This window comes from Rhodococcus sp. NPDC056743, assembly GCF_042790355.1.
Lineage (GTDB): Bacteria > Actinomycetota > Actinomycetes > Mycobacteriales > Mycobacteriaceae > Rhodococcus_F.
Genome location: NZ_JBHTZI010000008.1, coordinates 409,697 through 433,834 on the forward strand (window position 1 = coordinate 409,697; position 24,138 = coordinate 433,834).

Here is a 24,138-nt window from a genome sequence, read left to right on the forward strand (position 1 = left end):
CGCTCGGCAACAATCTGCCGGGCGGGCCACGCGACGTGGTCGACTACGCAGGGATCAGTCGAGATCGAACCGATCGAGCTCCATCACCTTGGTCCAGGCTCTCGCGAAGTCATCCGCGAACTTCTGTTGCGCGTCCGCGCTCGCGTATACCTCTGCAAGAGCCCGCAATTCCGAGTTCGATCCGAAGACAAGATCGACCGCTGTGGCGGTGTACTTGACCGCACCGGTGCCGCGATCTCGACCTTCGTAGACGTTCTCGGACGATGTGGAGGGCTTCCACTCCGTGCCCATGTCGAGAAGGTTGACGAAGAAATCGTTGGTCAACGTCTGTGGCCGGTCGGTGAACACGCCGTGGGCCGTCTGCCCGAAGTTCGCATTGAGCCCGCGGAGACCGCCGACGAGAACCGTCATTTCCGGCGGAGTCAGGGTCAACATGTACGCCCGGTCGACCAGGAGTGTCTCGGCAGGAACCTTCTCGCCCGGCCGGAGGTAATTCCGGAAGCCGTCTGCCCGGGGTTCGAGTACGGCAAACGATTCCACATCGGTCTGGTCCTGCGATGCGTCCGCTCGTCCGGGTGTGAACGAGACCGACACGTCGTGTCCAGCGTCCTTGGCAGCCTTTTCGATCGCCGCAGTTCCGGCCAGAACGATCAGATCGGCAAGCGAGACCTTCGCTCCGCCGGACTGAGAATTGAAGTCCTGCTGGATCTGCTCGAGAGTGTTCAGAACCGTCGACAAATCAGCTGGGTTGTTCACCTCCCAATCCTTTTGCGGTGCAAGACGAATTCGGGCTCCATTGGCGCCGCCTCGCATATCGGTACCACGGAAGCTCGCCGCAGACGCCCAGGCTGTGGACACCAGCTGCGAGATCGACAGTCCGGAATCGAGAACCTTGCCCTTGAGCGCTGCGATCTCGGCTTCACCGATCAACGGGGTGGCGGCCTCGGGAACAGGATCCTGCCACAACTGCGGTTCCGGAATCCACGGGCCCAGATAGCGGGTCACCGGTCCCATGTCGCGGTGCAGCAGCTTGTACCAGGCCTTGGCGAACTCCTCGGCAAATTCATCCGGGTGATCGAGCCAACGACGGGTGATCTTCTCGTATGCGGGGTCGAGCCGCAGCGAAAGGTCCGTGGTCAGCATGGTCGGGGAGCGTTTCACCGAATCGTCGAACGGGTCGGGAATCGTGCCGGCGCCGGCGCCGTCCTTGGGCGTCCACTGCCACGCATCGGCGGGACTCTTGGTCAGTTCCCATTCGTAGCCGTAGAGAATTTCCAAGAACGAGTTGTCCCACTCCGTCGGCGTATTCGTCCACACGACTTCGAGACCGCTGGTGATCGCGTCCTTTCCCACCCCCGTTCCGAAGGAACTCTTCCAGCCCAAGCCCTGCTGCTCGATCGGAGCACCTTCCGGCTCGGGACCGACCAAGTCGGCCGGGCCGGCTCCGTGAGTCTTTCCGAAGGTGTGGCCACCCGCGATCAGCGCCGCGGTCTCGACGTCGTTCATCGCCATACGAGCAAACGTCTCGCGGATGTCGTGGGCAGCAGCCACCGGATCGGGTTGGCCGTTCGGTCCCTCCGGGTTCACGTAGATCAGGCCCATCTGCACGGCACCAAGTGGACCGGACAGCTGGCGATCACCGCTGTAGCGCTCGTCGCCGAGCCACGTGTCCTCCGGACCCCAGTACATCTCCTCCGGCTCCCAGATGTCCTCGCGACCGAAGCCGAAGCCGAAGGTCTTGAACCCCATGGAATCCAGGGCGCAGTTGCCCGCGAATACCAAGAGATCCGCCCACGAGATCTGCTTGCCGTACTTCTGTTTGACCGGCCACAACAAGCGGCGCGCCTTGTCCAGGCTCGCATTGTCGGGCCAACTGTTCAGCGGCGCAAATCGTTGTGCGCCTTGGCCTCCGCCACCGCGACCGTCTGCGATGCGGTAGGTACCAGCGGCGTGCCAGCTCATCCGGATGAACAAGCCGCCGTAATGCCCGTAGTCGGCGGGCCACCAATCCTGTGAGGTCGTCATCAAGTCGATGACATCTCGCTTGAGCGCGTCGACGTCGAGTTTTGCGAACTCTGCCGCGTAGTCGAAGTCCGTGCCCAGCGGGTTGGATTTAGGCGAGTGAACGCGCAACACCGAAAGATTCGGCTGGTTCGGCCACCAGTCCTGGTTCGTCATCGGGCGATGCGCCGTGGGCGTCGGAGACGAGATTGCGGGATTTTCACTTTCGCTTCCCCCCTGTGACTTTCCTTCAGGGGCCATCGGGCAACTATCGGACACGTTAATCCCTCCATGAGCAAATAGATCCGACTCCGATCACGGGCGTGATCGCGAACTCTGTTGTGTCGCACAATCGGGGCACATCCCCCAGAAGACAACTTCGACTTCGACGAACTCGAAGCCGTCGTAATCCGGCGGCGTCAGACAAGGCGCCTCGCCGACTGCGCAGTCGACGTCCGATACCGTCCGGCACGATCGACACACGACGTGATGATGGTTGTCACCAACCCTCAACTCGTAGAGAGCAACTGAACCGGAAGGCTGAATCCGCCGCACGATCCCCACTGCTGTCAGCGCATGCAGTACGTCGTACACAGCTTGCCGAGACACTCCCGGTAGAACCGTCCGAACAGCATCAAAAATTACGTCCGTACCGGCGTGGGGACGCGCATGCAGAACTTCGAGCACCGCAACCCGTGGTCGGGTCACACGGAGCGCTGCGTCACGCAGTTGTGCTGGAAAGTCCGGCGTCGAGGACACCCCACTACTATGACGCGGATAACTGGACTGATCCAAGACTTTCGCGAAAATAGTTGGAATTGACGCGAAATGAAGCGATTCGAGCGCAAAATGATCCCGAATTGTTGCCACAAATGTCTCGGTGACCGTTATCGTGCACTACCGATCTCGGACACCTCGACGATTCGCAGACGCGAGAGCGGATCCCGTTTCACTCGTTGGCCGTAGGGAGATTTGGCACCTGGCCGAACTCCCGGTGCCTCCCGCGGTGAACCCCTCACTGCGGATGGATGTTCCGACCGGTACCGACATGTCGGAGGGAGGTCGACACCGTTTTCAGGCGGCTTTCAGGCAGCGCCACCTGCATGGACAGCAAGCACGTACAGAGAACCTGCAAGCGATTCGACGAAGTGATCCTCGTCCTCGGTTCCGCGCGTGAGACCACGCATCGTGGTGGTGCCGGAAAGTAGGTCGAACAAGAACATCGCGTCCACCTCGACCGGGATTTCACCCCGAGCCGCAGCGTCGTCCAACATCTCTTGAAAGGCCTTGCGAACCGGAGCGCCGATGGCGAGCAACCGCTGCCGGGCTTCTTCACTCTGAGAGTCCGCGAGCAACCCGGGGACACCGGCCCTGGCTGCAGGCCGCGCGGCTCGAACCAGGAAGATTCGCACCCACGTCGCAAGGTCGGTTCGGAGGTCGCCGGACGCCTCGGGCAGCGGATGACCTCCCGTCCCGTGCACAGCTTCTTCGATCAACGCTTCACGGGTCGGCCACCGGCGGTAGATAGCCGGCGAATTCACTTCGGCCAACCGGGCGATAGCAGCAATCGTCGTCTGCTGGTAGCCAACTTCCGCGAGGAGACGGCGTGCTGCAACGAGCACAGCTTGGTCCTTACCCAGGTCACGGGGCCGGCCGGCACGTGCGGGAGTTTCCGAATTCACTATTACATGATAGTTCGTAACTATTCGACAATCCCCGACATGCCGTACACGTGATCCGCTTGCACGCTCAGAATTTGGCGCCGCTCAGCCACCATTGCTTGCCGATAGTCTTCCCAGTCTGGATGCTCCTTGCCGCTGATGTCTCGATAGAGATCCACCAGCGCATCGACTACCTCGTCATGCGGGTCTGCGGCGGGTGGAGTCAACTCCGCGCTACCTTCAATCACTGCATAACTCCAGAAATCGGGAGCACTCACGTGCAACGACACCCGGGGGTCCCGCGCGGCATTCTTACTCTTGACCCGGTCCGCCGTAATCGAGATCGATGCCGTTCGCGACTCGGAGTCCCAGCGGTAGATGATGTTGGACAGCTGCGGCCTGCCGTCGCGTTTGATGGTTACCAAAACACCCTGTTTCCCATTGGCAACAAGCTCGAAGAGTGTGTCCCGGACTTTCGTATCGTCGCTCATAGCCCGGTTAACGACACAGGAATGAATATTGTTCCGCCATTCGGATCTCGTGCCATTTCCATTGCTTCGGACGTCGCTGCGGTCCAACGGCTTTCGAAATCCGAATCAAACAAGGCGTCGTCCAGGGGCAGTTCCCCGCCATCAGAATGAGCCCACCCCTTCAACCGGCGCTGTTTCGCTGGTTACAAGTACGGGTAACAACTCATGCAGTCGCGCTTACATACGTGCGATGGGAGAACCCTGATGACTGCAACACCTGTCCGCCCCCTGGTAGGCCGACGACCGTATCCCCCACGCCGGCTCCGGAAGGGCCAGGCACTTCTCGACACGCTGACAACCACAGATCCGAAGAAACTCGGATTGATGTATCTGTTCACGTCGTTCGCCTACTTCATGATCGGCGGCGTGATGGCGTTGATGATGCGTGCGGAGCTAGCTGTTCCAGGAATGCAGTTCTTGTCCAACGAGCAATACAACCAACTGTTCACTCTGCACGGCACCATCATGCTTCTGCTGTATGCGACACCAATCGTCTTCGGCTTCGCGAACTACATCCTGCCGCTGCAGATCGGAGCGCCTGACGTTGCGTTTCCCCGTTTGAACGCTCTCAGTTACTGGCTCTATCTGTTCGGTGCGCTCATCACGATCAGTGGGTTCGTCACCCCCGGAGGCGCGGCCGATTTCGGGTGGACCGGGTACGCGCCGTTGTCCACCGACACGTTCTCACCCGGCGCCGGAGCCAACCTCTGGATTACCGGACTGGCTTTGGCCGGAGTCGGAACCATTCTCGGAGCCGTCAACATGATCACCACCGTGATCTGCCTGCGCGCGCCGGGAATGACGATGTTTCGCATGCCGATCTTTACCTGGAACATCTTCATCACGTCGATTCTGATCCTGATCGCCTTCCCGATCCTCACAGCGGCCTTGATGGCGCTCCTTGCCGATCGAAATCTCGGCGCGCACATCTACGACCCGAGCCACGGCGGCGCAATCCTGTGGCAGCATCTGTTCTGGTTCTTCGGGCACCCTGAGGTCTATATCGTGGCGCTCCCCTTCTTCGGCATCATTACGGAGATATTGCCGGTCTTCAGCCGCAAACCGATCTTCGGTTACAACGGACTGGTCTACGCCACACTCGCCATTGCGGCACTCTCCATTGCAGTGTGGGCGCACCACATGTTCGCTACCGGCGTCGTATTGTTGCCCTTCTTCTCCTTCATGACCTTCTTGATCGCGGTGCCCACCGGAGTCAAATTCTTCAACTGGATCGGCACAATGTGGAAGGGACAGTTGACCTTCGAGTCACCCATGCTGTTCTCCATCGGCTTCCTGGTGACGTTTCTGTTCGGCGGATTGACGGGCATCATCCTCGCGAGCCCCCCACTCGACTTCCACGTCACGGACAGCTACTTCGTCGTTGCGCACTTCCATTACGTTCTGTTCGGCACGATCGTGTTCGCGACATTTGCGGGCATCTATTTCTGGTTCCCGAAGATGACCGGCAGGATGCTGGACGAACGCCTCGGGGTGTGGCATTTCTGGACCACGTTCGTCGGATTCCACGGCACATTCCTTGTTCAGCACTGGCTCGGCGCCGAAGGTATGCCTCGCCGATACGCCGACTACTTACCGTCCGACGGGTTCACAATGCTGAATTCCATATCCACGATTTTCGCGTTCGTCTTGGGTGCATCAACGTTGCCGTTCGTGTGGAACGTCTTCAAGAGCTACCGATACGGCGAAGTCGTCACCGTTGACGATCCGTGGGGGTTCGGAAACTCTCTCGAGTGGGCCACAACGTGTCCCCCACCGAGGCACAATTTCACCGAGTTACCCCGAATTCGATCCGAACGCCCCGCCTTCGAACTGCACTACCCCCACATGGTCGAGCGCATGCGCACCGAGGCCCACATCAACCGCGAGTAAGGATTTCATCTGCTAATCGGGAGCTACGGCGTCGGCGGTTGTCTCAGCGTGGCCTCGAAGGCATCGGATTTGAGCTTCTCTTGGCCTTTCACACTCAGTTGCGGGTCGTTCTTCACATCGAAGCGCGTCCGCACGGCGGACATCGGCTGCCCATTCCCTTGTCGGCGTGAGTCTGTCACTCGAGACCTTCTTGCACTCGAGACCTTCTTGATCCTGACGAGCACGGTGGTCGCTTCGGCGTTCTCCCGTTCTTTCCGCCCTCGTCCGAACATTGCGACTCCATTCGTTGCAGGTTCCGTTGATCGCTACCGATCAGAGCCTCGAGGACGCTGAATAGGGGAAACTCCTAGCCCGCTCGGTCCGATCCTAGAGTGTCAATTGCGCTAGCCAGGATCTGCCACCGCGGATCCGCATCGCCTCCTTACCTTCGCACTTACACGTGCGCACCGCCCAGCCCTGGCTCAGTACCGGAATCGCTACTACGGTTGAGATGAACGGCAATCTCGATCGACGTCGAGTACGGCCCGCCCAATCCACCGGCGTCGCCATCCATAGCGAGGCACCGAAGAAGAAAGGCGCGAAATGACAACTTCCGAAGAACACCGCCAACATGATTCGGCCGATCACCCGCACGTGCACGGCCCCGACTGTGGTCATGAGGCCGTCCAGCACGGTGATCATGTGGACTACCTCCACGACGGACACCGACATGCCGAGCACGAGGGTCACTACGACGAACACGACGACAGCTAAGTCAGACCCACCCCATCGAGGATTGACCCACGGTCGGAGCACATGCCTGTCGTTGCAGTGCAACAGCAGGAACACCCTCGCACTCGGAAGAAGCAGTCCCGCAAGCGCTTGCACGGCGGTCGTGATCAAGCCACTCGGCGCACCGGGAATCAGCGTGATGGCTGCAGCGGCGACAATCATTGCGCGGGGCATGGTGGGTCGGGGAAACACGCCCAGAATCGCCCACTACGGCCCGACTGTTCTGCCTGGATGAAATTAGCGGCCACCGCTATTTGCCTTCCCGCAGCATCCGAAGCGCTACAAGGGTGCCAAGTTGCTGAGCACAACTCACGTCGAGAGATCCGAAGTCCGCAGGCGTCGACTGCCTGAGGTGTTGCAACAACGTCAATTGAGTTTCATCATCAATTCCATTTCGCTGTAGCAGTTTCAGCGCATGGGCTGTTGCCGATTGCAGCTCGGCATCGACCTCTCGGCAGCCAGGATGGAGATTGTCAAGTGCCGCTTGAATCTCCGGCTCGACAACTGTGGCGGTGGGTGTCGTCGCAGTTATCCGACCCGGAGGCTCCCCACATGTTGCGCTCGACACGATGATGACAACGAGCGAAGCCACACTGACGGCGATCTTCTTCCCAAGCTCAGTCATTTCACTTTAGCTTGGGGCGCAGGGGATTCCGATTCAGCCACCAAAGGTAGATATCACGAAAACTTTCCGTAACAGATAGTTCGATGATCTAAAGTTCGATATCGCCTTCCCGTCACTCGCCTGATACCCGTGTACTTCAGGCTCTGTCGGACAGACCACGCTTGGCCTGGAACGAACGCGCACAAGACCCTCGCCGAACTGTTATCACTGCCGACCGCGCAGCAGTCAGTGCTTTTCGTCACGACCTTCCAATCTAACCAAGCCACAGCGGTCTCTGCTCCGAATACCGGCCATGGAAAACCTCTCGCTAGTCGACTCGTCGGCGGAATCATCACCGGGACACCCCCGCATCCCGTCAACCAGCACAAGATGCCGGTGGCAGGGACAGGTTCCTCTAGGCGGTGCGATCGCGAACCACAGCCCATTCGACGTCGATGACGCGCGACCGGACGCCGCACTCGGATAGGAGAGACATGTCGAAGAGATCCTTGAAGCAACCCGACGTGCCACCCGGTCCTCGTCACGACTTTTTCACATACATGCAGGATCTGGTGAAGGCGAACGGAGACCTCCCGACTACTCGGTTGGCCGATCGGATCGGATACTCGCACCAGGCCGTATACAGAGCACTTACCGGACCTCAGATGCCGAGTCTTCACCTGACTTCGAAGTTGGCCACTTCACTCGGCGGGGAAAACAGTGCCGCAGACAGCCTCGACCTGTGGCTCCGAGGAGTGCTCGACGAACGGACGATCCGCATCCACAACAACAACTCTCAAGATGAAGCCGACAGAGTTCCAACATCGAGAGCAGATCGAACCGTTCCCGCCACAACTCGCTCGGCTTCATCGAGTCGCATCGATACACCAACCCGAAGCAGTCGCGGTAAGCCACGGACCCGCGATAAGCCAGAGTAGCCAGACCTCGGTCGATCTCGGCAATGACAACAGTAATACTCGTAAAACACGTTACCTACCAACACTTTTCCTCACCAACCTCGTTCACCGCGTAGTGGAGGTGTGCGCGCCGGTTGACGACAGTCGACGAACCGCCAATCCGACAAGGTCATCGAGGCCTCACCGCGACTGTCTTTGAGGCCGTGGCGATTCAAGCAAAGGTCGCCGCGGGTCAACGTCATTGCACGCCAGGGCAGAGACGAAGACCACGGACCCTTGCCGGCAAGCGTCATCGGTTGGTGATGACGATTTTCCCGTAAGCCTGCCCAGACTTCTGTTGCTCGAATGCGTCGGCGAGACGATCGAGGCTGAAGGTCGAATCGATGACGGGACGCAACGTGAGGTTCTCCAAGCCGGCAACCATGTCCTCCTGATGGGCACGACTACCCACCAGGACGCCTTCGATTGTGACCTGTTTGGTCAGTAGCGAAGTCAGGTCTGTCGACGCCGAGGCGCCGTTCATGATGCCCAGCGCGCAAATCCGCCCACCCGGCCGGGCAGCGGCCAGAGATTGACCGAGCGTCGACGGCCCGCCGACGTCGAGGACGAGATCGATCCCACCGCTGAGCCGCATCACCTCCTCGCCCCAACTTGGGTGCTCACGGTAGTTGATGACGTGATCGACACCGAGATCGCGCAATCGGGCCATCTTGTCGGGGGACGACGATGTTGCGATCACTTGAGCTCCAACGGCTTTCGCCAACTGGACTGCGAACAACGCGACCGTGCTGGTTCCGGGGATCAGCACCGACGAACCCGGAGTGATCGGAACAGCGCCGAATAGCGCACGCCACGCGGACAGGCCGGCGGTAGGCAACGTAGCCGCCTCCGCATAGGTGTAGTTTCGCGGCATCGCTGTTACTGCCGACGCCGACACCGTTGCGGCGGCGCGGGCGAACCCGTCGACGCCGTCACCGGGCGAGTTTCCGAAACCGTCGAAATCCGGTGCGCCACCGTGCCAATGCGGCAAATAGGTACTCATGATTCGATCCCCGACACCGAACTGCGTTACGCCGTCTCCGACTGTGACAACCTCACCAGCCGCATCGGACAACAGGATACGAGGGCCGTCGGTCGGTATTTCGCCGGTCGCCACGAGGTAGTCGTGATGATTGAGAGAATTCGCGTGGATCGCGATCGTCACCTCACCCACACCCGGCACTGGGGTGTCGACCACCCTCGATTCGAGGTTGCCCAGTCCACCAGGTGGCAGCACGTACACGGCACGGTTGGTCATGGTGTGGATCCTCGCATGGATAGTGAGGTCTGGTGACGAACAGGAATTACGGCAGTTCACAGGAGCGACGCGGTAAACCCTCCGTCGAGAACCAGGCTGCTGCCGTTGCACCACGACGACTGATCACTCGCGAAGAACACTGCTGCGGCGGCCACTTCCTCGGTGCGCCCGTAACGCGTCTGCTTCGTGACCATCAGGTCGTCGAAGCCTCCGGATTCGAGGCCGAGCGCATTCTCGAAATCCAGCTGGTGACTCTTGACCAGGTCGGTGTCGATGAATCCGGGGAGCAGAGCGTTTGCCCTCACACCGTGGAAGCGAAGTTCAGCCGACAGGGTTTCGGTGAGGTTGCGGACCGCAGCCTTGGCCGCTGCATAACTGCCGATCAGCGGCGAACCGGTCGTCGACGAGATCGAAGAGATGTTGACGATCGAGCCGCCACCTGACGCAACGAGCGCGGGCAACGAATGACGAATGGTCAAAAATACTCCGTCGAGGTTGACCGACATGACTTTCCGCCAGTCCTCGAACGAGGTCTCGATCAGTGGAGTCGTGGTGGCGATGCCGGCGTTGGGTACTACGACGTTCAGTCCGCCGAACTCGTCCACCGCTTGAGCGACAAGATCCTTCACCTGCTGTTCGTCGGTGACGTCCGCGGTAACCGCGATGGCGCCCTCGATCGAGTCGGCCACGGCCTGTGCTGCGTCACCGTTGACGTCGGAGACTACGACGCGAGCACCTTCCGCCCCGAAGGCTCGGGCGATGGCCGCGCCGATTCCAGCGCCGGCTCCGGTGACTATCGCAACTTTGTTCTCGAGTAGATCGGACATGTAGACAGATTCCTTCAGTTCTCGGTCGGGACGTAGAAGAGCAATTCAGGCCCAGTGTCTCCGGTGGTCGCGATAGCCTCGGACATGTCGAGAGTTCCGTCACCCAAGGCACTCCCCAACGTCTGAGCGGTGCCCGCGAGGTCCTCCGTGTCGAGTTGATAAATGCTCAGGTAGCGGCGGGCGGGCAATGCATCCTCGGGCAGCAACTGCGTATCCGCGAGGACAAACCGGGAGGCGGAGACAACCCCCGGCACCCGTTCGACGACCTGCGGAATATGCACTTCGTCGTACCAGCGATTGAACTCTGCCTCGGAAGAAAGATCAGCGGGATGTACGTGCGCGACGAGAATCGCTGTGCTCATGGTGTGAGGTTTCCTGTTCAACTAGATTTCGGACTGCTTGGGCAACAAGTGCATTCACCGGCGACATGTACCGAGCACTCGTTAGAAGGCTGATACACCCCAGGCTGCGATCGGATCACCGCTCGAGCGACAACATTAGAGAGCAATTGTGACCCACGCCATATGCCCTGAGGTCAGAGTTAGGCCGGACATTTGTCCGCTCAGCACAAAGGTTGCAACCGCCGCCAAATACATCCATGAGCACAGGGCGCTGGGACACCGAACACCGATCCCGCGGCGAACCCTCCGACGGTCTGTCGGATTTGTCCGGAGTCCGTACAATTCCAACCCGTCGATACGGATCATGTCCGGCCTGTCGTCGACACGTGGTTATATTCTTCCGCTAGCCAAGATCGAGGAGCGCAATGCCCGGATTGTCTCGTCGTCAGTTCGTGAGTCGGACGGCCGCGTTGGCCGCTCTGTGGGGAGTCGCTCCTGCTCTACTGGGGAGCCGCGTGGCGTTTGCACAGACCCCGACCGAAGCTGTGCCTTCGACGCTGACCGGAACGATTCTTCGCGCTGCGGGAGACGCGCATTCGTATCGGACGTTGAGAGCAGGCCCCGGTGAGGAGCATCTGCCGCGCTTGGACATTCTGCGCAGAGCGCCGGCCGCGGCCAGGGCGCAAGCCCGGCGGTCGATTCTGTACCTCGGCCACCTGTCGGATATGCACGTCATCGACGCGCAGTCACCGGCGCGCATCGAACCGATGATCATCCAAGATCATGCGGCGTGGGGTTCTGCATTCCACCCGCAGGATCCGCTGACCGTCCACGTGACCGCTGCGATGGTCAAGTCGTTCGCCGACAACACCATCAGCCCGGTCACCGGTGCGCCACTCGGTGCGGCAACGGTTACCGGCGACAGTGCAGACATGCATTCACACCTCGAACTACGTTGGTACATCGATGTTCTCGACGGTGTTCCGGTGACGCCCAACAGCGGATCACCGACAACATTCGAAGGCGTCCAGGCCTGGCCGGACGCGCACTGGGCATATCGACCGGATGACCCGTCGGGAGGCTCGTTCGGAGAGTACGGATTTCCGACGCTGCCCCGACTGTTGAGCGACTCGATCGCCGAGCCCGTCGAATCAGTAGGTCTGCCGGTTCCCTGGTACGCGGTGTACGGCAACCACGACACGCTTCTCCTCGGCACGTTCGACGTGTCCTCACAACTACGGTCGCTTGCTGTCGGATCCGAGAAGTCGTACACGCTACAAGCGACCGCGACGTCCGCGCTCGCCGGTTATGCCGCGACGGCGAGTCCACTGCAACGGATGATTGATGCGCTAGGCGTTCAAGCCGGAAATCGGCCAGGCTTCCGACGTGTCACCGCGGATCCGCAGCGCTACCTCTTCGAGCAGCGTGAGTTCATGGCCGAACACTTCAATACGACCGACGCGCCAGGCCCGATCGGACACGGATTCACCCAGCACAATCTGGATTCTGGCGAAACCTGGTGGTCTACGGATATGACGCCACATGTTCGGGCATTCGGACTCGACACCTGCAATGCGGTCGCCGGTGCCGACGGCGCAGTTCCCGAGGATCAGTTCGACTGGCTCCGAGAACAATTGGAACTGGCTCAGGCACAGAAGAAGCTCGTCCTGATCCTCACGCACCACAACAGCCTGACCCTGGAGAATCGCGCTCAGCGTCCCGGGATGAACAAGAAGCTTTACGGGGCTGAGGAATTCGTTGATCTACTGTTGAAGTATCCGGTAGTGATCGGCTGGTTGAACGGGCACACCCATCAAAACCAGATCCTGGCGCACCGAGGCGACAACCATGGATTCTGGGAGATCACCACCGCGTCGTGCATCGATTTCCCGCAGCAACAGCAAACCGTCGAGATCGTCGACAATCGCGACGGAACGTTGTCGCTGTTCACCACCGTTCTCGACCACGCGTCTCCGATCACTCCCGGCACCTCCGGGGGCTACCTCGATCTTGCGTCGCAGAGCCGCGAACTGGCAGCCAACGACTGGGCTGAGAACCCTTTGATGAGAAGAGGATCTGCCTTGGACCGCAACACCGAACTCCTCCTGCCCACACCATTCGACATGGAAATCATCACCGACGCATCACTCGAACAACAGCACCTCGACGAGCATGCCCGCCTGCTCTCCTACCAGCAACGGTCACCACGGTGAGGCGGCTCGTCGCGGGACTCGCTCTGATGTCGGCACTCGGCGGATGCTCCCAGATCGACGCCCTCGCTCCGGTGGGTGGGGCTGGAATCGCCGACCTGCGCTACGCGACCAACGAAGTGCTCCTCGAGAAAGACATCGATATCCTCGTGGCACCGGTATGTTCCGGCGAAGGTCTCGACCTGCGATGCACCGGTGAAACCATGACCAGCGAGACCATTACGGCTACATCGACATCCGAGGACGAGAGCACGTTCGAGTTGGTTGTCGGCACCGACACCCTCTACTCGGGAGACGTGCAAACCGTCCTCGATCGCAACGGAACGGTCGGTGCATCGTGAAGAGCCTGACCCGTGGTCTTCTCACCTACGCGCCGATCATCGTGGTGGGCGCGGTGATTCAAGCTCTGTTGGTTCTCGGCGATCCGATCCCGACAATGTCGTGGTGGTTCTCAGTCCGAGTACTGGCTTCGGCGTCGGCGTTGATCCTCGTGCTCTGGCTGACTATGGACTTCGCTGCGCACACGGACGCCCGGTTCTCTCCGCGGTTGTTGCTAGCGGTGACTGTCGCCGTGCTCTGTGGAATCGTCGCGGGCATACTGAATCCGATTCTGCCGCTACTCGTTGCCTTGATTTCCCTGCCGGTGTTGTCGGCGGTCGCCGCCGGACCGTTGAGGGCAGTCACCCGAACTGTCACGTTCGCTCCGATTCGGACCTTCCTCGGATTGGCCGGGGCTACTGTGTTGATCATCGTGAATGTGGTCGTGGGATTGGTTCTCGGGTTCTTCGTCACGGGAGTTGTCGCCGCTGGAGTCACGTGGCTCGTCTTCGGAACCAGTGCAGCGATTCTGGCGACGTACTGGGCGTCCCTTCACCGACGTGCGCACCTGTCCTGACCCATTCGACCGTCACCACTCGACCATTACAAACAGAAGCAGGCGAGACGACCAACCGGCCCACTGCCCCGATCATCTCCGGACACACCAGAACACGATCAGCGAAGGACAGTGGGCCGGAGCCTCATGATGCTCGATTACCGGGGCATCGGAGCGTCAGTGTGTGGCAACAGATTCCTTCACCGTCTGGTACATCTCCGTCAGTGCACGTGCACAGTCGTTCTGGGTGTATCCGAGCAGTGCAGTGTCCTCGACAGCGGGCTCGTAGGCGATGACGTTGCCGCGTCCCTGGACGATGAAACTGTCCGGAAGGATCGGGTGCTCCTCGTTACGCTCGTCGATGACCCGATCGCCGCCGGCAGCAGCGACAAGCAACTGAAAGTACTGCTGGTACGTGAGATTCTGGTCGCCGATCAGATATGCCTTGCCGGATTCCGCGTGTTGCAGCGCGCCCCAGATCGCTTCTGCAAGCGACCGCACCGACATGAAGTTCGTGCCACCAGCCGGAGCGAAGTCAGGAATCTGCGCCTCGTTACCGCCGGCCCACGAGAACATCTTGCGGTAACGCTTGGCAGAGCCTCCGCTGATGACACCGAGAATGGAAGGCGGGTTCAGCGTCGAGACATTGAAGGTCTCGTCGGCCAGCGCCCGCGCTCCCTCGTCTGCGGCCTTACGCGCAGCGATGTACGGCATCGTCTCTGCCATCTCGGGACGCAGATGGTGGTAGTAGCTTCCCACCTGGACGAACCGGGCGACACCGGCCTCCTTTGCCAGCGCCGCGAACCGGGGCACCCCACCGGACTGCGTCTTCTCCCAGAACTCGGCCTCGTCGACGCCGCGACCCATGTGTCGGACATCCTGCCCGGCAGCAAAGACGATGGCGTCGAACGGGGCCAGTTGATCTGCCGTGAATGTTTGTTCCGTGTAGTCACCGAGCAGGACGGGGAAATCTCGCACAGGTGAGTCATCGGCGAGCGGATTGCGTGCCGCGACGGTTACGTCGTTTCCCATCTCACGAAGGTGAAGTGCCGTGTGGGCACCGATCATGCCAGTTCCGCCAACGATCAGGATCTTCACAGAATGCCTCTTCTTTATGTAGAGAATTACTTCTAGGTAGAGAATTACTTCGATTCATCAATCTAGGTAAACCGGACCATTTGAGAATCACTTCTCTCACCGACCGGGATCAAAAATTCAGTTCGCCCGGTGCGCGCCCGTCAGGTCGAGCCTGACGCCTGCGGTAAAGACACCGACCATCATGGCTGCGACCACTGCCGAAACGCCGACCACCGTGTTCGGCACTTCGCCGCCTAGTCGGCCCTGCGCCACCCACGCCAGTCCCCACACAATGCCGATCGACGGCGCAATCGCGCCGCGCGAACCGGTGGCCAGGCCGACTCCGACCGCGGCAGCGACGGCGAGAACGACGACCGCCCACGCCGTTGCAGCGCTAGTGATACCCAGGTCGACGAGCCAGGCAGTGATGTTGGCGATGGTCGCGACGCATACCCAGCCGAGATACAGCCCCATCGTGCCGTCCGTGATTACCGCGTCGATCCAATTCTCCGGGCGCTGTCGCTGAAGTAGAACGAACACTCTCGCAAGGACGGCCAGCAAACACGCGATAATCACGACGCTCAACCACAACAATCCGACTTGCACAGACAGAATCCACGCTGCATTGAGGAGCATCGACACGGCTATAGCAGGACGCAAGGGCTCATGACGCACGGTCCTGCCTGGTAGGAACTGCCAGATCGCGTACGCGAGAAATCCGCCGTAGACGACTGACCAGATCGAGAATGCAGTCCTGGCAGGCGCGACCAGTGTTGACGTAGCACTCAGTGCGCCTCCCGCTGCCTCCGCGATGGGCGTGCCAATCCAGGCTCCCGAACCGATGAACGATCCGACGATCGCGACCACGGCGCTGACAACGACGACGAACTTCATACCCCGACCCATACCTGATGTATGCCCCGTAAGTCCGTACACGATTCGCGTCGGCGATCTCGGTGCCACGGCAACTCGGTGCCATGGCGATCTCGGTGCCACAATGATGTGTGGACTTCGAGCGCACAGCAGACGAACTGTACGCGGTCGGCCCGTCCGAATTCATCGCCGCGCGACGCGCCGCAGTCGCGCGCGCCAAAGAGTTGGGCGATACGACGCTGGCGAAGAATCTCGGCGCGTTGCGTAAGCCGACTACAACGGGATGGGCACTCAACCTGCTTGTTCGCGTCGAACCCGACAGCGTCAATCGTCTGCTCGAACTCGGGGCCGCGCTGCGTGCGGCGCAGCAGGCGCTGCACGGCGACGAGTTGCGGTCTCTCGCAACCCGGCGAGCGGCCGCACTTTCGGCGCTGACCGACCGCGTCGCGTCCGCGGCACAAGACCGCGGTCGCCCACTACCGGAGACCGTGTTGCGCGAGATCGGTCAGTCACTATCGGCGGCGCTGGCCGAACCCGACATCGGCGCCGATCTACGACGCGGCCGGATGCTCGGTTCAGTCTCGTACAGCGGCTTCGGTCCCGCAACGCTCGCGTCGGTAGCCGAGCCCGCAGCACCCCCACCTTCCGACACCGAGCCGAAAGTACAGCCGACTACGGCCGCACGAACAGAGGCAGAGACTCGCATCAGTGACGCCGAAACCGCTGCACATCACGCTATTTCGGAACTGGAAGCGGCGACGGAGATGGCGAGCCAGGCGACGCAGAAAGTGTCCGAACTCCGCGAGGCACTGTCAAGAGCCGAACAGGAGTGCCGGTTTGCCGAGTCCGCTCGACGCACTGCCGAGGAAGCCGCCCGGATCGCGGCGGCTGAGCTGGAGCACGCCAGGGATCTCGCTACCGAATTCGATACCTGACATTTTTCCAATCCCACCCATCCGCGGTCGATCCGGCTACGAATGCATTTCAGACGGCATCTGGCCTGCACCTGCCGAATCGTTTCGGCTGGAGGCCACTCGAACGAGCACCTTTGATGCGCGCACTGGTAGTCATCAGGACGGTCCGCCGCCGTTGCTTCCTGACCTGACACTCACAACCGCATCCTAGGAGCACGCATGGTTGTCGACGAGTCTTTCTCTTCCCCGTCACTGTCCGTGACCGCCACCGCTGATCAGCTCCATACACTGCGAGCACTTGTACAGTCGCGGTGCGCGCACCACGATCTAGCTCCCGATGCCGCGGCGGATCTCGTTCTTGCCGTCGATGAAGCAGCGAGCACACTCCTGCACCTCACCGTCGCCTGCAGCACTCTCACGTGCACCGTCGGAGTCGATACGAGAAATCTGTCGGTGATCCTCACGGGGACCACGTCGGCAATGGTCGATACCAGCATCACGTCCTTCAGCTGGTTCGTTCTGCAGAATCTGGTCGACGGTGTTGCTCTCGAGCAGTGTCCGTCCGCAGTGACAGGCCCCACCGAGATCTGGACTGTCACCGTTACGCTGGACATGACACTCGATGCCACGCACCGTTAGCGTCGGGAACGGCTGCGGGAGTTCACTTCTGGCTACAAATGCTGCGCATCAACCAGCACACCTGTCTGTCAGGCGGCCGGCACGTCGGGTGTCGGGCAACAGATTCTGGGGTACCCGCACATCATGACGACAATCCCCACTGCGCGCCTACTCCCTCAAGCCCTGGGTGTCCTGACCGCCGTGTACAGCTCTGCCGTCGTCCTCTCACCCCGAATTCTTGCGAAACCGTGCAAACTCACCCGGGCTGACGGCAGCGTCGCACCGGAAGTCGCGACCGTGATTCGGGCAGTCGGAGCACGCGATGTCGCCAGTGGACTTCTGCTGGCCACGGCACCGTACGGGCCGGCGCGTCGTGGCGCTGTCGCGCTTCGAGCAGCAGCCGATTTCGGCGATGCCACTGTCTTCGGCTTGACGCTTCCGGGCGCCGCAACGAGGCTCAAGGTCGCTGGATTCGCTGCCGCCTGGGGTGTGCTGTGCGCCTACAGCGGCCGCTATGCGGGCTGAGCGAACCGCGAAGTCCAGTTCCGACCTTCCGGCCCTTTTGTACTGTCACGTCCACCAGGGACGATGGATCCATGGCCATCACACCCGATATCCGTCGCTACACCGCATTCAGTTCCGATCCCACCGGCGGCAACCCCGCAGGAGTGTTGCTCGATGCCCGCGGTATCAGCGACGCGGAGTTGCAAGCCATCGCCACCGACATCGGATACGCGGAGACAGCTTTTGTCACCGAGCCAGGATCAGCGGACAACAAGCAGCGCAACGTTATTCGATATTTCTCCCCCATTGCGGAGATTCCGTTCTGCGGCCACGCCACCATTGCCACTGCGGTGGCGCTCACCGAACGTGACGGCGCCGGAACCTTCACGTTCGAAACATCAGTCGGACCGGTATCGATCACGACCCGAACCGACAGATCCGGCATTCTCGCAACCTTCACCAGTGTGGAACCTTCAATCTCACCCATCGACCACGCTGTGCTCACGGCGCTACTCGGACTCGTGGGCGTCGACTCCTCGGCAATCGATACCAACTTTCCGCCGCAACTGGCTTATGCCGGCAACACCCACCCCATTGTGGTACTCGGAGACAAGTCGACCTTCAACCAGTTCACCTTCGAACCCGCGGCAATGCGCGCACTCATGGACGCACAAGGCTGGGCAGGGACGGTGACCTTCCTACATCAAGTGGACGCCAACACTTTCGAAGCCCGAAACCTCTTTCCCGCGGGCACCATCACCGAAGATCCGGCAACAGGATCGGCGGCGGCTTCCACCGGCGGATACCTCCGGGCACTTGATCCCGCCAACACTCCCCGGCGCATAACGATCCACCAGGGCAGACATGTCGGCCGTCCGAGCCTTCTACTCGTCGATATTCCGACGCACGGAGGCATCGCCGTGACGGGAACGGCTGTCCCCATCACCGCGTAGGAATTCAGGGAGTGCCGGCCCCACCCACGAGCGAGGTGATGACGGGCAATCCAGTCGGGACTCCCCCACCGATCAGTTCCTCGAGCGCATCCTGATCGAGGAATTTCTCGACGAGGTCTGCCAGGAGGTCGAGTTGCTGTTCACGGACAGCAGCCACGGATGTATCGGGCGCCACCACAAATCCAGCACCGGCAATGTCCGTCAGCAAGGTGCGTCGATACGCGTCACTCTCCAGAAGTCCATGCCAATGGGTGCCGCGAACGGAACCTCGAACACTTCCCTCCGGCGAACCGTCCGCAGCTCTCAGCAACGGGAGATCATTGTTGCGCGCCACCCGGCCGTGATGAATCTCGTACCCGGACACAGGAATACCGTCGCAGTGACCGTCGACCTGAGCCAGAACCTTGTCCGACGCGAATTCGATGTCGAGATCGAGCAATCCGAGTCCCGGAACAGTGCCCGATCCTGATTCGACATCGTCGACGATGGACTTACCCAGCATCTGATAGCCACCGCAGATTCCCAGGACGGCCTGCCCACGACCCGCCCGGGCGATGATCTCGTCAGCCAGGCCAGTGCTGCGCAACCACTCGAGATCACTCACCGTGGACTTGCTGCCCGGAATCACCACGAGGTCCGCGTCGCGAATCCGTGCCGGGTCGGAGACCCACGAAACCGCAACACCCGGTTCGCAAGCGAGGGCTTCGACGTCCGTCGAGTTCGAAATGCGCGGTAGCCGAACTGCCGCCACCGTCAACCACGCCGAACCGACGGGCTGTCCGGGGCGACCCACCGGTGCGTTACCGGTGACTCCCAGCGAGTCCTCGGCGTCGAGCCACAGATCGTCGGCAAACGGGATGACCCCCAAAGTCCGGCGTCCGGTCAGTTCGCGGAGTTGCTCGAGGCCTGGCTCGAGCAATCCGACGTCACCACGGAATTTGTTGATCACAAAGCCGGCGATCAAGGCCTGATCACTCGGCGAGAGAACCGCGACCGTTCCGAACAGATGAGCCAGCACGCCACCACGGTCGATGTCACCGACCACGATCACCGGAATAGAAGCGGCTTCCGCCAACCCCATGTTTGCGAGATCCGTTGCCCGCAAATTGATTTCGGCCGGCGAACCGGCACCCTCACAAATCACGACATCGAAATCGTCTCGCAGCGACGCCAGATCCTCGGCGACGACGCCGCGCAACCACGCACGGTGCTGCATGTAGTCCCGCGCACCGACTGTTGTCATCGCCTTGCCGCGAACGACCAGTTGCGAGGTCCGATCACTTCCCGGCTTGAGCAGGACCGGGTTGAAACGCACACTCGGTTCCAACCCGCAGGCGCGGGCTTGAAGTGCCTGAGCGCGGCCGATCTCCCCACCGTCAAGGGTGACGACGGAGTTGTTGGACATGTTCTGCGCCTTGAAGGGCGCGACGCGTACACCGCGACGTGCCAGCATCCGGCACAACCCGGCGACGAGGACACTTTTGCCCGCGTCGGAGGTCGTACCCGCTACGAGCAGGGCACCACGCAGGGTCAAGGCAGAGTCAGGATCTCGGCACCGGTGTCGGTGACAACCAAGGTGTGCTCGAACTGAGCGGTCCACTTACGGTCCTTGGTGACAACGGTCCAGTCGTCTTCCCAGATTTCGTAATCGATGCCACCGAGGTTGATCATCGGTTCGATAGTGAAGACCATTCCGGGTTCGATGATCGTTTCGACACCGGGCTCGTCGTAGTGCAGGATCACGAGGCCGTTGTGGAACGTCTCGCCGATGCCGTGGCCCGTGAAATCACGCACGACGCCGTAGCCGAATCGGTGGGCATAAGACTCGATGACACGACCGATCACGTTGAGCGCGCGGCCCGGCTTGACGGCCTTGATCGCCCGCATCGTGGCTTCGTGGGTGCGCTCGACGAGAAGCCGATGCTCCTCGGAGACATCACCGGCGAGGAAGGTGGCGTTGGTGTCGCCGTGCACCCCACCGATGTAGGCGGTGACGTCGATATTGACGATGTCACCGTCCTGGATGACCGTGGAATCGGGGATTCCATGGCAGATCACCTCGTTGAGGGAGGTGCAGCAGGACTTGGGAAAGCTCTTGTAACCCAACGTCGACGGGTATGCGCCGTGATCGATCATGTACTCGTGAGCAATGCGATCCAGCTCGTCAGTCGTGACACCGGGAGCAACAGCCTTGCCCGCTTCCTGCAACGCCCGAGCGGCGATCTTGCTTGCGACGCGCATCGCTTCAATGGTCTCCGGCGTCTGGACCCAAGGCTCGTTGCCTTCCTTGGCTGTCGGCTTCCACGCGTACTCGGGCCGCTCGATCTTCGAGGGCACGGCAAGGACGGGTGAGACGGTTCCGGGGACCAACGGTGTACGCACAGACATGCCGAACAGCCTAGCCCCCGATCGTGGCGCTAGCCTGACGCACTCCAGTTCCGGAACAGCGGATCGACGACCGTTCTGGTCGGCCAACACATCGTCTGGCCGAAATCCTCGAAAAGCGCGTCGCGAGAATCGAAAGTTCCCAGACTCAGCTCGACGAACTCGGACAAGTCCAGACAATCGCACGTCATCGCCCCTGTCCACGTGATCGGTGCCCGAGCGACGGCGTCGAAGAGCGTCTCGGTTCCAGAGTTGGTGAACGGCGCGATCTGCGCAGTAGTAGCAGTAGTAGACGGCCCGACCAGAGCCTCAGACAGCGTGGACCATCGGCCGTCGACAAGGAACTCCGGCCATGCCAACAGAACCTGTACGGGAATCAGTGCACGCAACCGCGGGAAACGCGGCTACCAGAACTCGCCGCGCAAAATCAACCCCTCCACCCGCGTCGCAATCCCGCGTCTGCGGGCCAGCGCCTCCAGCACCGCAAGTCGTTGGCTGCACGATCCGCGTCCGCGCCGGAGAGTAGTTGAAGCCGGTTGCGTGTCGTCGAGTCCGTACACAGCACAGCCTCACCGTCGGAGCAGCGGCTACCGCCCCTGTGTAGTGCACCGCCCTCGCGAATGCCACCGACCAGCTCTGACAGAATCATCGCTCGTGAAGAAATGGCTACTACTGATTGCCGCAATCGTAACCGAGGTCTCCGCCACACTCTCTTTGCGCGCCGCTCTCGATCACCCTGCCTGGTACGTCGTAGTCGTCGTGGGATACCTAGCGGCCTTCACCGCGCTGTCCTTCGTTCTCCGCGAAGGTATGGGACTTGGTGTTGCATACGGGATCTGGGGAGCAACTGGAGTTGTCCTGACGGCAATACTCGCGACGATTCTCTTCGGCGATCCCCTGACCGCGACGATGGGACTGGGCATTGCCTTGGTCATCGGTGGAGTTTTGTGTGTCGAACTCGGCTCGCAAGCAGCAGCCACCAGCGAATCGGGTGACCCCGCGTGACCTGGATATTTCTGATCTCGGCGATCCTTTCCGAAGTCTCCGCCACCCTAGCGCTGCGTATGGCATCGCAAAATGGAAGCAACAAGAAGTGGTTTGTCGTGGTGGGTGCGGGCTATTTGGCTTCTTTCGCGCTCCTGACACTCGCACTCGACGCCGGCCTTGCCCTCGGAGTGGCGTACGGAATCTGGACGGCCTGTGGGGTGGCGTTAACTGCCCTCGCGTCTCGAATCCTGTTTCGCGAGGCCCTGACGAAGCTCATGATGCTGGGTATTGCGCTGATTGCCGGCGGTGTTGTCCTCATCGAACTCGGCGCCGGTCACTAGTTCACCCCAGGCCAGGTAGCGATTCAGGATCGGACCGATGACCGCCAGACCGGGAGGGCCCGTCATCTGCTCATGCGTCGTGGGGATCATGTACTCGTGAATGTCGCCCCTGATGTAGTCCGTCCAGTCCGCAGCTCCCGTCGAGTTTTCGGGTTTTCCGTTTCTATCGGCTTCGCTGGATTCCAGCGTGGTGCTGAAGTAGAGAAGATCCGACACATCGAGGTTTGACGGATGGTGCGCCACAGCATCATCGACAAGATTGTTGTACTGCCGATACAAAGTCTCGAGATGGTCTGCCGTCAGCATCGCAAAGAATCCGCCCTTGCGGCGCAACAACTCCGCAACCTGATCGAACGTGGGTTCCTCCGTGGGCTCGTCGGATAGATCCACCTCGGCGAACTCGGTGACGAGTCGTGAGACGGACGGCATCGGGGCATCGGCCTCGGACATCAGACGCTCGGACATCAGACGACTGTCCATCATCGCGAGCGTTGCAACGTCGTCACCGTCACGACGAAGCTGGGCCGCCATTGCATGTGCAATCTGGCCTCCCACCGAGTATCCGAGCAGATGGTAAGGCCCGTGTGGCTGTACCGATCGAATCTCTCGAACGTAGCGGGCCGCAAGATCGTCAAGCGAATCGAAATGTACGGATGAATCTGTCAGGGCGGGCGATTGGATTCCGTAGATCGGGCGGTCACTGTCCACGTACTGCACCAAGCCGCTGAAACACCACGCCAGCCCGATCGCTGGGTGGACACAGAACAGTGGATCACGATTTCCCGTGGCCCGCAGGGGAAGCAGAACCCCCACCGCGTCGTTCGTCTCCGCTGGGCACGTCGAAATTCTGTGCGCCAAAGTCGCGGGAGTCGAGTCGGTGAAAATCCAGTGAACCGGCACTTCGGTCTCAATCGATTCGTGCAATCTCGCGGCCACTGTGGTGGCAGTCAACGAATCACCCCCGAGCGCAAAGAAATTGTCGTCGGCACCCACTCGCGATACACCGAGTGCACCTTCAAACGCCGCGGCGACGGCGGATTCCGCGCCCTCCTGAGGGGGCCGATATTCTGCGCGCTGGGTATCGAAGTTGGGGGTGGGTAAGGCGTCGCGGTCCAACTTCCCATTCGGCGTCACCGGCAACCCGTCAACCACCACCACCACAGCCGGCACCATCTGCGACGGCACCCGCTCTGCCACCGAAGCAACAACCACCGAAACATCCAGAACCACACCAGACTCCGCCACCACAAACCCCACCAACCGATCCCCCCGCACCACAACCGCAGCCCGAGCCACCCCCACACACCCCGACAACGCCGACTCCACCTCCCCCAACTCCACCCGAACCCCACGCACCTTCACCTGCAAATCCCCACGACCCACAAACTCCAACGACAAACTTTCATCCGCAAGCCGCCGCCACCGAACCACATCCCCCGTCCGATACATCCGCCGCCCAGAACCCCCGAACGGATCAGCCACAAACCGCGACGCCGTCAACCCCACCCGATTCACATACCCCCACGCCAAACCCCCACCCGAGAGATACAACTCCCCCACCAC

At 60.9% G+C, this 24,138-nt stretch carries 26 protein-coding genes and 1 pseudogene; 11 read left to right on the top strand and 16 right to left on the bottom strand.

Going from position 1 to position 24,138, the window contains the following annotated elements:
• Positions 1-54: 54 nt before the first annotated feature.
• The 4 genes from katG to ACFRFQ_RS20655 all read right to left on the bottom strand — a co-directional run bounded on the left by katG (position 55) and on the right by ACFRFQ_RS20655 (position 4,153).
• A complete protein-coding gene (gene katG / locus ACFRFQ_RS20640) occupies positions 55-2,280 on the bottom strand; it encodes a catalase/peroxidase HPI (RefSeq protein WP_378661507.1) in 2,226 nt (741 codons plus the stop codon).
• A 36-nt stretch (positions 2,281-2,316) separates the two neighbouring features.
• Positions 2,317-2,760, bottom strand: a complete 444-nt coding sequence (locus ACFRFQ_RS20645; protein WP_378661510.1) for a Fur family transcriptional regulator — start codon at positions 2,758-2,760, stop codon at positions 2,317-2,319.
• A 326-nt stretch (positions 2,761-3,086) separates the two neighbouring features.
• Positions 3,087-3,683, bottom strand: a complete 597-nt coding sequence (locus ACFRFQ_RS20650; protein WP_378661513.1) for a TetR/AcrR family transcriptional regulator — start codon at positions 3,681-3,683, stop codon at positions 3,087-3,089.
• Positions 3,684-3,703: 20 nt separating this feature from the next.
• Complete coding sequence (locus ACFRFQ_RS20655) at positions 3,704-4,153, bottom strand: PPOX class F420-dependent oxidoreductase (protein ID WP_378661516.1); 450 nt, start codon at positions 4,151-4,153, stop codon at positions 3,704-3,706.
• Between the two features lie 243 nt (positions 4,154-4,396).
• Between ACFRFQ_RS20655 and ctaD the strand changes: the two genes are divergently transcribed.
• Positions 4,397-6,082 (top strand): cytochrome c oxidase subunit I, encoded by a 1,686-nt coding sequence (gene ctaD / locus ACFRFQ_RS20660; protein WP_378661518.1) that lies wholly within the window; start codon positions 4,397-4,399, stop codon positions 6,080-6,082.
• A gap of 582 nt (positions 6,083-6,664) precedes the next feature.
• The gene (locus ACFRFQ_RS20665; RefSeq protein ID WP_138873741.1) at positions 6,665-6,835 is read left to right on the top strand and encodes a zinc transporter permease; all 171 of its coding nucleotides are present in this window, start codon (positions 6,665-6,667) and stop codon (positions 6,833-6,835) included.
• Between the two features lie 12 nt (positions 6,836-6,847).
• On the opposite strand, the pseudogene ACFRFQ_RS20670 reads toward ACFRFQ_RS20665, so the two are convergent.
• The 5 genes and pseudogenes from ACFRFQ_RS20670 to ACFRFQ_RS20690 form a co-directional block, all read right to left on the bottom strand.
• Positions 6,848-7,018, bottom strand: a pseudogene (locus ACFRFQ_RS20670) (manganese transporter); the annotation flags it as partial.
• An 85-nt stretch (positions 7,019-7,103) separates the two neighbouring features.
• A complete protein-coding gene (locus ACFRFQ_RS20675) occupies positions 7,104-7,478 on the bottom strand; it encodes a hypothetical protein (RefSeq protein ID WP_378661520.1) in 375 nt (124 codons plus the stop codon).
• 1,185 nt (positions 7,479-8,663) lie between these two features.
• Entirely contained in the window at positions 8,664-9,671 is a 1,008-nt protein-coding gene (locus ACFRFQ_RS20680) for an NAD(P)-dependent alcohol dehydrogenase (RefSeq protein ID WP_378661522.1), read from the bottom strand.
• Between the two features lie 56 nt (positions 9,672-9,727).
• The gene (locus tag ACFRFQ_RS20685; protein WP_378661525.1) at positions 9,728-10,498 is read right to left on the bottom strand and encodes a glucose 1-dehydrogenase; all 771 of its coding nucleotides are present in this window, start codon (positions 10,496-10,498) and stop codon (positions 9,728-9,730) included.
• Positions 10,499-10,512: 14 nt separating this feature from the next.
• Positions 10,513-10,860 carry a hypothetical protein gene (locus tag ACFRFQ_RS20690; RefSeq protein ID WP_378661528.1) on the bottom strand — a complete coding sequence of 116 codons (348 nt, stop codon included), beginning with the start codon at positions 10,858-10,860 and terminating at the stop codon, positions 10,513-10,515.
• A 404-nt stretch (positions 10,861-11,264) separates the two neighbouring features.
• Here ACFRFQ_RS20690 and ACFRFQ_RS20695 point away from each other — a divergent pair, with 404 nt between their 5' ends.
• The 3 genes from ACFRFQ_RS20695 to ACFRFQ_RS20705 are packed head-to-tail and all read left to right on the top strand — an operon-like array spanning position 11,265 to position 13,944.
• Complete coding sequence (locus ACFRFQ_RS20695; protein WP_378661531.1) at positions 11,265-13,052, top strand: TIGR03767 family metallophosphoesterase; 1,788 nt, start codon at positions 11,265-11,267, stop codon at positions 13,050-13,052.
• Complete coding sequence (locus tag ACFRFQ_RS20700) at positions 13,049-13,390, top strand: hypothetical protein (protein ID WP_378661534.1); 342 nt, start codon at positions 13,049-13,051, stop codon at positions 13,388-13,390. Before ACFRFQ_RS20695 ends, ACFRFQ_RS20700 begins: the two co-directional genes overlap by 4 nt.
• Positions 13,387-13,944: a hypothetical protein gene (locus tag ACFRFQ_RS20705; RefSeq protein ID WP_378661537.1), complete on the top strand. Its 558-nt coding sequence runs from the start codon at positions 13,387-13,389 to the stop codon at positions 13,942-13,944. Before ACFRFQ_RS20700 ends, ACFRFQ_RS20705 begins: the two co-directional genes overlap by 4 nt.
• Before the next feature lie 156 nt (positions 13,945-14,100).
• On the opposite strand, the gene ACFRFQ_RS20710 is transcribed toward ACFRFQ_RS20705, so the two are convergent.
• Both ACFRFQ_RS20710 and ACFRFQ_RS20715 read right to left on the bottom strand, forming a co-directional pair.
• A complete protein-coding gene (locus ACFRFQ_RS20710) occupies positions 14,101-15,021 on the bottom strand; it encodes an NAD-dependent epimerase/dehydratase family protein (RefSeq protein WP_378661540.1) in 921 nt (306 codons plus the stop codon).
• A 117-nt stretch (positions 15,022-15,138) separates the two neighbouring features.
• Positions 15,139-15,894 (bottom strand): tryptophan-rich sensory protein, encoded by a 756-nt coding sequence (locus tag ACFRFQ_RS20715; protein ID WP_378661543.1) that lies wholly within the window; start codon positions 15,892-15,894, stop codon positions 15,139-15,141.
• A gap of 110 nt (positions 15,895-16,004) precedes the next feature.
• Here ACFRFQ_RS20715 and ACFRFQ_RS20720 point away from each other — a divergent pair, with 110 nt between their 5' ends.
• The 4 genes from ACFRFQ_RS20720 (at position 16,005) to ACFRFQ_RS20735 (ending at position 18,862) form a co-directional block, all read left to right on the top strand.
• Positions 16,005-16,808, top strand: coding sequence for a hypothetical protein (locus ACFRFQ_RS20720; protein WP_378661546.1), 804 nt, complete (start codon positions 16,005-16,007; stop codon positions 16,806-16,808).
• Positions 16,809-17,006: 198 nt separating this feature from the next.
• Complete coding sequence (locus ACFRFQ_RS20725; protein WP_378661549.1) at positions 17,007-17,426, top strand: hypothetical protein; 420 nt, start codon at positions 17,007-17,009, stop codon at positions 17,424-17,426.
• Between the two features lie 123 nt (positions 17,427-17,549).
• Positions 17,550-17,930, top strand: coding sequence for a hypothetical protein (locus ACFRFQ_RS20730; RefSeq protein WP_378661552.1), 381 nt, complete (start codon positions 17,550-17,552; stop codon positions 17,928-17,930).
• 71 nt (positions 17,931-18,001) lie between these two features.
• Complete coding sequence (locus ACFRFQ_RS20735) at positions 18,002-18,862, top strand: PhzF family phenazine biosynthesis protein (protein ID WP_378661555.1); 861 nt, start codon at positions 18,002-18,004, stop codon at positions 18,860-18,862.
• Between the two features lie 4 nt (positions 18,863-18,866).
• On the opposite strand, the gene ACFRFQ_RS20740 is transcribed toward ACFRFQ_RS20735, so the two are convergent.
• From ACFRFQ_RS20740 to ACFRFQ_RS20755, 4 genes are read right to left on the bottom strand one after another with little or no spacing between them, the layout of a single operon-like run.
• Complete coding sequence (locus ACFRFQ_RS20740; protein ID WP_378661620.1) at positions 18,867-20,390, bottom strand: cobyric acid synthase; 1,524 nt, start codon at positions 20,388-20,390, stop codon at positions 18,867-18,869.
• A 2-nt stretch (positions 20,391-20,392) separates the two neighbouring features.
• Entirely contained in the window at positions 20,393-21,250 is an 858-nt protein-coding gene (gene map / locus ACFRFQ_RS20745; RefSeq protein ID WP_033234952.1) for a type I methionyl aminopeptidase, read from the bottom strand.
• Between the two features lie 29 nt (positions 21,251-21,279).
• Positions 21,280-21,606 (bottom strand): hypothetical protein, encoded by a 327-nt coding sequence (locus ACFRFQ_RS20750; protein ID WP_378661558.1) that lies wholly within the window; start codon positions 21,604-21,606, stop codon positions 21,280-21,282.
• 45 nt (positions 21,607-21,651) lie between these two features.
• Positions 21,652-21,807, bottom strand: a complete 156-nt coding sequence (locus ACFRFQ_RS20755) for a transglutaminase domain-containing protein (protein WP_378661561.1) — start codon at positions 21,805-21,807, stop codon at positions 21,652-21,654.
• Positions 21,808-21,901: 94 nt separating this feature from the next.
• On the opposite strand from ACFRFQ_RS20755, the gene ACFRFQ_RS20760 reads away from it, so the two are divergent.
• Both ACFRFQ_RS20760 and ACFRFQ_RS20765 read left to right on the top strand, forming a co-directional pair.
• Positions 21,902-22,252, top strand: coding sequence for a DMT family transporter (locus ACFRFQ_RS20760; RefSeq protein ID WP_378661564.1), 351 nt, complete (start codon positions 21,902-21,904; stop codon positions 22,250-22,252).
• Positions 22,249-22,575: a DMT family transporter gene (locus tag ACFRFQ_RS20765; protein WP_378661566.1), complete on the top strand. Its 327-nt coding sequence runs from the start codon at positions 22,249-22,251 to the stop codon at positions 22,573-22,575. The genes ACFRFQ_RS20760 and ACFRFQ_RS20765 overlap by 4 nt, the downstream gene beginning before the upstream one ends.
• Here the strand turns inward: ACFRFQ_RS20765 and ACFRFQ_RS20770 are convergent.
• The coding region (locus ACFRFQ_RS20770) for a thioesterase domain-containing protein (RefSeq protein ID WP_378661567.1) at positions 22,459-24,138 on the bottom strand (1,680 nt) is incomplete at its 5' end. The two genes, ACFRFQ_RS20765 and ACFRFQ_RS20770, sit on opposite strands and share 117 nt — an antisense overlap.